This window comes from Pseudomonas sp. P5_B2 (assembly GCF_056400445.1).
The window spans coordinates 1-9,021 of the sequence record NZ_JBFULH010000150.1; the positions used below are offsets into that span (position 1 = coordinate 1).

Annotated in this window: 7 protein-coding genes; 6 read left to right on the forward strand and 1 reads right to left on the reverse strand. The window is 60.1% G+C overall.

Features of this window, described 5'->3' with window-relative positions:
* Nucleotides 1–112: 112 nt before the first annotated feature.
* The 6 genes from AC1DRJ_RS13855 to cysG all read left to right on the forward strand — a co-directional run bounded on the left by AC1DRJ_RS13855 (nucleotide 113) and on the right by cysG (nucleotide 7,752).
* A complete protein-coding gene (locus tag AC1DRJ_RS13855) occupies nucleotides 113–2,518 on the forward strand; it encodes a DNA translocase FtsK (RefSeq protein WP_477802654.1) in 2,406 nt (801 codons plus the stop codon).
* A gap of 78 nt (nucleotides 2,519–2,596) precedes the next feature.
* Nucleotides 2,597–3,220, forward strand: coding sequence for an outer membrane lipoprotein periplasmic chaperone LolA (lolA, locus tag AC1DRJ_RS13860; RefSeq protein ID WP_477802655.1), 624 nt, complete (start codon nucleotides 2,597–2,599; stop codon nucleotides 3,218–3,220).
* A 143-nt stretch (nucleotides 3,221–3,363) separates the two neighbouring features.
* Nucleotides 3,364–4,686: a replication-associated recombination protein A gene (locus AC1DRJ_RS13865; RefSeq protein ID WP_477802656.1), complete on the forward strand. Its 1,323-nt coding sequence runs from the start codon at nucleotides 3,364–3,366 to the stop codon at nucleotides 4,684–4,686.
* Nucleotides 4,686–5,060 carry a fluoride efflux transporter CrcB gene (crcB, locus tag AC1DRJ_RS13870; protein ID WP_477802657.1) on the forward strand — a complete coding sequence of 125 codons (375 nt, stop codon included), beginning with the start codon at nucleotides 4,686–4,688 and terminating at the stop codon, nucleotides 5,058–5,060. The genes AC1DRJ_RS13865 and crcB overlap by 1 nt, the downstream gene beginning before the upstream one ends.
* A gap of 16 nt (nucleotides 5,061–5,076) precedes the next feature.
* Nucleotides 5,077–6,357 (forward strand): serine--tRNA ligase, encoded by a 1,281-nt coding sequence (gene serS, locus AC1DRJ_RS13875; RefSeq protein WP_477802658.1) that lies wholly within the window; start codon nucleotides 5,077–5,079, stop codon nucleotides 6,355–6,357.
* A complete protein-coding gene (gene cysG, locus AC1DRJ_RS13880) occupies nucleotides 6,358–7,752 on the forward strand; it encodes a siroheme synthase CysG (protein ID WP_477802659.1) in 1,395 nt (464 codons plus the stop codon).
* Between the two features lie 128 nt (nucleotides 7,753–7,880).
* On the opposite strand, the gene AC1DRJ_RS13885 is transcribed toward cysG, so the two are convergent.
* A complete protein-coding gene (locus AC1DRJ_RS13885) occupies nucleotides 7,881–8,882 on the reverse strand; it encodes a glutathione S-transferase family protein (RefSeq protein WP_477802660.1) in 1,002 nt (333 codons plus the stop codon).
* Nucleotides 8,883–9,021 lie beyond the last annotated feature (139 nt).

A 9,021-nucleotide genomic window follows, 5' to 3' on the forward strand; every position in this document is an offset into this window, starting at 1 on the left:
GTGTTAAAAGTAGTCCCGGTTACGCTTGTTAACTTTTTTACCTGCCTAGATTGGGCAGTTTTTATAGTCATTCAACAGATGGACGCGCCCCAGGCGCAGGAAAAGTAACGTTTTGAAGAAATCCACCGCAGCACCCAAAACAGTTGTTCCGCTCTGGCGCCAGCATTTGCACTACCGGCTCAAGGAAGGTGCATTGATCGCCATTGGCGCCCTGTGCCTGTTCCTGATGATGGCCTTGCTGACCTACGGCAAGGACGATCCGGGCTGGAGCCATAACAGCAAAATCGATGACGTGCAGAATTTCGGTGGCCCCGCCGGTTCTTACAGCGCCGACATCCTGTTCATGGTGCTGGGTTACTTCGCCTACATCTTCCCGCTGTTGCTCGCGGTCAAGGTCTATCAGATCTTCCGTCAGCGCCACGAGCCGTGGCAGTGGAGCGGCTGGCTGTTCTCCTGGCGCCTGATTGGCCTGGTGTTCCTGGTGCTGTCCGGTGCTGCGCTGGCGCACATCCATTTCCACGCCGCCACCGGTCTGCCGGCGGGTGCAGGCGGTGCGCTGGGAGAAAGCCTCGGCGATCTGGCCAGGAACGCGCTGAACGTTCAGGGCAGCACATTGCTGCTCATCGCCCTGTTCCTGTTCGGCCTGACGGTGTTTACCGATCTGTCGTGGTTCAAGGTGATGGACCTCACCGGCAAGATCACCCTCGACCTGTTCGAACTATTCCAGGGCGCGGCCAATCGCTGGTGGGCGGCCCGTAACGAACGCAAGCAACTGGTGGCGCAACTGCGTGAGGTCGACGATCGCGTGAATGAAGTGGTCGCGCCAACCGTCACCGACAAACGCGAGCAGGCCAAGGTCAAGGAACGCCTGATCGAGCGTGAGCAAGCCCTGAGCAAGCACATGTCGGAGCGCGAGAAGCAGGTGCCGCCGGTCATCGCCCCAGCGCCGCCAAAACCGGCTGCACCGAGCCAGCGTGTGGAAAAAGAGAAACAGACGCCGTTGTTCGTCGACAGCGCCGTGGAAGGCACCTTGCCGCCGATCTCGATTCTCGACCCCGCAGAAAAGAAACAACTCAATTACTCGCCTGAATCCCTGGCTGCGGTTGGCCATTTACTGGAAATCAAGCTCAAGGAGTTTGGCGTCGAAGTCTCGGTGGATTCGATTCACCCAGGCCCGGTGATTACTCGTTACGAAATCCAGCCGGCCGCTGGCGTGAAAGTCAGCCGCATCTCCAACCTGGCGAAAGACCTGGCGCGTTCCCTGGCCGTGACCAGCGTGCGTGTGGTTGAAGTGATTCCCGGCAAGACCACTGTCGGTATCGAGATCCCGAACGAAGACCGGCAGATCGTGCGCTTCTCCGAAGTGCTGTCGACCCCCGAGTACGACAACTTCAAGTCGCCGGTCACTCTGGCCCTCGGTCACGACATCGGCGGCAAGCCGGTCATCACCGACCTGGCAAAAATGCCGCACTTGTTGGTGGCTGGTACCACTGGTTCCGGTAAGTCGGTCGGTGTGAACGCGATGATCCTGTCGATCCTGTTCAAGTCCGGCCCGGAAGACGCCAAGCTGATCATGATCGACCCGAAAATGCTTGAGCTGTCGATTTACGAAGGCATTCCGCACCTGCTGTGCCCGGTCGTCACCGATATGAAAGACGCGGCCAACGCCCTGCGCTGGAGCGTAGCGGAGATGGAGCGTCGCTACAAACTGATGGCGAAGATGGGCGTGCGTAACCTGTCCGGCTTCAACGCCAAGGTCAAGGAAGCCCAGGACGCCGGCACGCCGTTGACCGATCCGCTATACAAGCGCGAAAGCATTCACGACGAAGCACCGCTGCTGACCAAGCTGCCGACCATCGTCGTGGTTGTCGACGAGTTCGCCGACATGATGATGATCGTCGGCAAGAAGGTTGAAGAACTGATCGCCCGTATCGCCCAGAAGGCCCGTGCCGCCGGTATTCACTTGATCCTCGCCACCCAGCGTCCGTCGGTGGATGTGATCACCGGCCTGATCAAGGCGAACATCCCGACGCGCATGGCGTTCCAAGTGTCGAGCAAGATCGACTCCCGGACCATCATCGACCAGGGCGGCGCCGAGCAACTGTTGGGTCACGGTGACATGCTCTACATGCCGCCGGGCACCAGTCTGCCGATTCGGGTTCACGGCGCGTTCGTGTCCGATGACGAGGTTCACCGCGTCGTGGAGGCCTGGAAACTGCGCGGTGCGCCGGAATACAACGACGACATTCTCGCCGGTGTCGAGGAAGCCGGCAGCGGCTTCGAGAATGGCGGTGGGGGTGGCGATGACGATGCCGAAACCGATGCGCTCTACGACGAAGCAGTGCAGTTCGTCCTGGAAAGCCGTCGTGCGTCCATCTCTGCGGTTCAGCGCAAACTGAAAATCGGCTACAACCGCGCCGCACGCATGATCGAATCCATGGAAATGGCCGGGGTCGTGACGTCCATGAACACCAACGGTTCGCGTGAAGTCCTGGCCCCGGGCCCGGTGCGCGACTGATTTGATTTGCCTCCTTGAATTGAAAAGCGGAGGCGCACACGCGCCGCCCGATCCCCCACGAATGTTATGAGGACTCCCATGCGTCTTATCCGCATGCTGTTGCTGCCGGTACTGGCTTTGACCACGCTTTCGGCCCACGCCGATGACAAGGACGTGGCGCGCCTGACCCAATTGCTGGAAAAATCCCAGACATTGACTGCCCGTTTTTCCCAGCTGACTCTCGACGGCAGCGGCACACAGTTACAGGAAACCGCTGGTGACATGTCGCTGCAGCGCCCGGGCCTGTTCTACTGGCACACCAATGCGCCGGCTGAACAAACCATGGTCTCCGACGGCAAAAAGGTCACCCTGTGGGACCCGGATCTGGAACAGGCCACTATCAAGACCCTCGACCTGCGCCTGACCCAGACCCCGGCGTTGCTGCTGTCCGGTGACGTGTCCAAGATCAGCCAGAGCTTCGACATCAGCGCCAAGGAAGCCGGCGGCGTGATCGACTTTACCCTGAAGCCGAAAACCAAGGACACCCTGTTCGACAGCTTGCGCCTGTCGTTCCGTAACGGCCTGGTCAATGACATGCAACTGATCGACAGTGTTGGTCAGCGCACCAATATTCTGTTCACCGGCGTGAAGGCCAACGAGCCGATTCCTGCATCCAGGTTCAAGTTCGATATCCCCAAGGGTGCCGATGTAATCCAGGAATAACGCCGCTTAAACTGTGGGAGCGAGCCTGCTCGCGAAGAGGGAGTGTCAGTCGCCATCAATGTTGKCTGAYACACCGCTTTCGCGAGCAGGCTCGCTCCCACAGGGGGCCCCGTTGTTCAAATAGTGAGGTTTCGCAAGTAGTGATGGACCTGTTTCGCAGCGCCCCGATCGCTCAGCCCTTGGCCGCCCGCTTGCGTGCGGCCAATCTGGACGAGTACGTCGGTCAGGAACACCTGCTGGCTCGCGGCAAGCCTTTGCGCGAAGCCCTGGAGCAGGGTGCCCTGCATTCGATGATTTTCTGGGGCCCGCCGGGCGTGGGCAAAACCACCTTGGCGCGGTTGCTGGCGGAAGTCTCGGATGCGCACTTCGAAACGGTCTCGGCCGTGCTGGCCGGTGTGAAGGAAATCCGTCAGGCGGTGGAAATCGCCAAACAACAGGCCGGGCAGTACGGCCGACGCACCATTTTGTTTGTCGATGAAGTGCACCGCTTCAACAAGTCCCAGCAGGATGCCTTCCTGCCATACGTTGAAGACGGTACGCTGATTTTCATCGGCGCGACCACCGAAAACCCCTCGTTCGAACTCAATAACGCCTTGCTATCGCGGGCCCGCGTCTATGTGCTCAAGAGCCTCGACGAAGCGGCACTGCGCAAGTTGGTGCATCGCGCACTGACCGAAGAGCGTGGCCTGGGCAAGCGGCAACTGACCCTCAGCGATGAAGGCTTCCAGATGCTGTTGTCCGCCGCCGATGGCGATGGCCGGCGGCTGCTGAATCTGCTGGAGAATGCCTCGGACCTGGCCGAAGACAACAGCGAGATCGGCATCGATCTGCTGCAAAGCCTGCTCGGTGACACCCGTCGACGTTTCGACAAGGGCGGCGAAGCGTTCTACGACCAGATTTCCGCGCTGCATAAGTCCGTACGCGGCTCCAACCCCGATGGCGCATTGTATTGGTTCGCGCGGATGATCGACGGCGGTTGCGATCCGCTGTACCTGGCTCGGCGCGTAGTGCGCATGGCCAGCGAAGACATCGGCAATGCCGACCCGCGCGCCCTGAGCCTGTGCCTGGCGGCGTGGGAAGTGCAGGAACGCCTGGGCAGCCCCGAAGGTGAGTTGGCGGTGGCCCAGGCCATCACGTATCTGGCCTGCGCGCCGAAAAGCAACGCGGTGTATATGGGCTTCAAGGCCGCCATGCGCAGCGCCACTGAACACGGTTCGCTGGAAGTACCGCTGCACCTGCGCAACGCCCCGACCAAGCTGATGAAACAACTCGGTTACGGCGACGAATACCGTTACGCCCACGATGAGCCGGATGCCTACGCGGCGGGCGAAGATTATTTCCCGGAAGAACTCGAACCGCAGCCGTTCTATCAGCCGGTGCCACGGGGGCTGGAGATGAAGATCGGCGAGAAGCTCAATCACCTCGCCCAACTTGACCGTTTGAGCCCCCGGCAGCGGAGAAAATAGTGATTCCATTGGTCCTCGCGGTGTCCATCGGTGGTGTCGCCGGCACGCTGTTGCGGTTCGCAACAGGAAACTGGATCAACGCTAATTGGCCGCGGCACTTTTATACGGCTACGCTGGCCGTTAATATCGTGGGCTGTTTGCTGATCGGCGTTCTATACGGTCTGTTTTTGATTCGCCCGGAGGTGCCGTTTGAGGTGCGTGCCGGGTTGATCGTCGGCTTCCTCGGAGGGCTGACGACTTTTTCATCCTTTTCACTGGATACGGTGCGCTTGCTGGAAAGCGGGCAAGTGCCGCTGGCCTTGGGCTACGCGGCGCTCAGCGTATTCGGCGGGCTGCTTGCCACCTGGGCCGGCCTGTCCTTGACCAAACTTTGATAAACGAGAAACCGACATGCTCGATTCCAAACTGTTACGTAGCAACCTTCAGGACGTAGCGGACCGCCTGGCATCCCGTGGCTACACGCTGGATGTTGTGCGCATCGAAGCGCTGGAAGAACAGCGCAAGACCGTCCAGACCCGCACCGAAGCACTGCAGGCTGAACGTAATGCCCGTTCCAAATCCATCGGGCAGGCCAAGCAGCGCGGCGAAGACATCGCGCCCCTGATGGCTGACGTCGAGCGCATGGCCAACGAATTGAGCGCCGGTAAAATTGAGCTGGACGCGATCCAGACCGATCTGGATTCGATCCTGCTGGGCATCCCGAACCTGCCGCACGAATCGGTGCCGATTGGCGACGACGAAGACGGCAACGTCGAAGTGCGCCGCTGGGGCACCCCGACTGTATTCGACTTCCCGGTTCAGGACCACGTTGCCCTGGGCGAGAAATTCGGCTGGCTGGACTTCGAAACCGCCGCCAAGCTGTCCGGCGCGCGTTTCGCCTTGCTGCGTGGCCCGATTGCCCGTCTGCACCGCGCCCTGGCGCAGTTCATGATCAACCTGCACGTCACCGAACACGGTTACGAAGAGGCTTACACGCCTTATCTGGTCCAGGCCCCTGCACTGCAAGGCACTGGTCAACTGCCGAAATTCGAAGAAGACCTGTTCAAGATCACTCGCGAAGGCGAAGCCGATCTGTACCTGATCCCGACCGCTGAAGTGTCGCTGACCAACATCGTCGCGGGCGAGATCGTCGATTCGAAACTGCTGCCGATCAAGTTCGTGGCCCACACCCCATGCTTCCGTAGTGAAGCCGGCGCGTCGGGTCGTGACACCCGCGGCATGATCCGTCAGCACCAGTTCGACAAAGTCGAAATGGTCCAGATCGTTGAGCCGTCGACGTCGATGGAAGCGCTGGAAGGCCTGACCGCCAACGCCGAGAAAATCCTGCAATTGCTGGAGCTGCCTTACCGTACCTTGGCGCTGTGCACCGGCGACATGGGCTTCAGCGCGGTCAAGACTTACGACCTGGAAGTGTGGATTCCGAGCCAGGAGAAGTACCGCGAGATTTCGTCGTGCTCCAACTGCGGTGATTTCCAGGCCCGTCGTATGCAAGCACGTTTCCGCAACCCGGAAACCGGCAAGCCTGAACTGGTTCATACCCTGAACGGTTCCGGTCTGGCGGTCGGTCGTACCCTGGTGGCCGTGGTGGAAAACTATCAGCAAGCCGACGGTTCGATCCGTGTGCCTGAAGTCCTGAAGCCGTACATGGGTGGCCTTGAGGTCATCGGCTAAATGAACTATCTGCCGCTGTTTCACAACCTGCGCGGCAGTCGTGTGTTGGTTGTCGGTGGGGGGGAGATTGCCTTGCGCAAATCCCGCCTGCTGGCCGATGCCGGTGCGCTGCTGCGGGTGGTTGCACCTGAAATCGAACCGCAACTGCGCGAACTGGTGGCCGGCAGCGGTGGCGAGTGCCTGTTGCGCGGTTATGCCGAGACGGACCTGGACGGTTGCGGGCTGATCATTGCCGCAACCGACGACGAGTCGTTGAACGCGCAAGTCTCCGCCGATGCCCATCGGCGCTGTGTGCCGGTCAACGTCGTGGACGCGCCGGCTCTGTGCAGCGTGATCTTTCCGGCGATTGTTGATCGTTCGCCCTTGATTATTGCGGTGTCCAGCGGCGGCGATGCGCCGGTGCTGGCTCGGTTGATCCGCGCCAAGATTGAAACCTGGATTCCTTCGACCTATGGCCAACTGGCGGGTCTGGCTGCGCGTTTTCGCCATCAGGTCAAAGGTCTGTTTCCGGATGTGCAGCAACGTCGTGGATTCTGGGAAGACGTCTTTCAAGGCCCGATCGCTGACCGACAACTGGCCGGGCAGGGCGCCGAAGCCGAGCGTCTGTTGCAGGCGAAAATCGACGGTGAAGCGGATATCACGACCGGCGAGGTGTACTTGGTCGGGGCGGGGCCGGGGGATCCTGACCTGCTGACGTTCCGTGCCTTGCGCCTGATGCAGCAAGCCGACGTGGTGCTGTACGACCGTTTGGTGGCCCCAGCGATCCTGGAACTGTGCCGTCGCGATGCCGAACGGGTTTATGTCGGCAAGCGCCGCGCTGATCACGCCGTACCGCAGGATCAGATCAACCAGCAACTGGTCGATCTGGCCAAGGCAGGCAAGCGGGTTGTGCGATTGAAGGGCGGTGATCCGTTCATCTTCGGCCGCGGCGGTGAAGAGATCGAAGAACTCGCGGCCCAAGGCATCCCGTTCCAGGTTGTACCGGGTATCACGGCGGCCAGCGGTTGCGCGGCGTATGCCGGGATTCCGCTGACCCACCGCGACTACGCGCAGTCGGTGCGCTTTGTGACCGGGCATTTGAAGGACGGCTCCACCGATCTGCCGTGGGCCGACCTGGTCGCGCCGGCGCAGACGTTGGTGTTCTACATGGGCCTGGTGGGCTTGCCGATTATCTGCGAGCAGTTGATCAAGCACGGTCGCGGAGCGGATACCCCGGCGGCGCTGATTCAGCAGGGCACCACGATTAATCAGCGAGTGTTTACCGGCACGCTGGCGGATTTGCCACGGTTGGTGGCGGAGCATGAAGTGCATGCGCCGACGTTGGTAATCGTTGGGGAAGTGGTACAGCTGCGCGAGAAACTGGCGTGGTTCGAAGGTGCTCAGGCGCAGGTCTGAAGACCAGTAACTGATCGTTCCCACGCTCCGCGTGGGAATGCCGCCAGGGACGCTCCGCGTTCCGCTTCAAGGGTGACGCAGAGCGTCACGGGATGCATTCCCACGCGGAGCGTGGGAACGATCACCTGTCAGGACCTGCGCCAAACCCCTTTCCCGTTCAACCGTGCCCGATCATGCGCTGCCGTGAAATCCTGCGCAGGGCCTTTCGGCACCACCCCAGTCGGATTGATGGTCTTGTGGCTGCCATAGTAGTGATTCTTGATGTGTTCAAAACTCACCGTCTCGGCAATCCCCGGCCACTGATAAATCTCGCGCAACCAGTTCGACAGATTCGGATAATCGGCAATCCGCTGCAGGTTGCACTTGAAGTGCCCGTAGTACACCGCGTCAAAACGAATCAGCGTAGTGAACAGCCGAATATCCGCCTCGGTCAGGTATTCACCGGTCAGGTAACGATTGGCGCTTAACAGCTGCTCCAGTCGATCCAGCTCTTCAAACAAGCCATCAAACGCTTCTTCATAGGCCTGTTGCGAGGTCGCAAATCCGGCACGATACACGCCATTGTTCACCGCTGGGTATATCCGTTCGTTCAACGCATCGATCTCACCGCGCAGTGGCTCAGGATAGAAATCCAGGTCATTGCCGGTCAGGTCGTCGAATGCGCTGTTGAACATGCGGATGATCTCCGCCGATTCATTGTTGACGATGCGATTCTGTTGTTTGTCCCACAGCACCGGTACGGTGACGCGGCCGGTGTAGTTGGCGGTATCGGCGGTGTAGCGCTGGTGCATGAAGTCGAGATTTTCGAGTTTGTCGCCGGTGGAGCCCAGGCTCTGGTCGAAGGTCCAGCCGTTTTCCAGCATCAGCCAGCTGACCACCGACACGTCGATCAGGCTTTCGAGGCCTTTGAGTTTGCGCAGGATCAATGTGCGGTGGGCCCACGGACAGGCGAGGGACACGTAGAGGTGATAGCGGCCGGCTTCAGCGGCAAAACCACCGACACCGGTCAGGCCTGGGTTGCCGTCGGCGGTCACCCAGTTGCGGCGCTGCGCCTGTTCACGCTGAAACGCGCCGTCCTTGCTGCTTTCGTACCACTGGTCATGCCAGCGACCTTCAACTAACAAACCCATGTTCAGGACTCCTCAACCTATAAGCGTTGGAGAGGAGTCTATTCGGATAGGTTCGATAAAAAAGCGCAAAGGTTGAAGGGTTATGATCGATTAAATCGATCTGTCGCGAGCGTCCCAGTACTGTTGGGCTGTTTAGAAC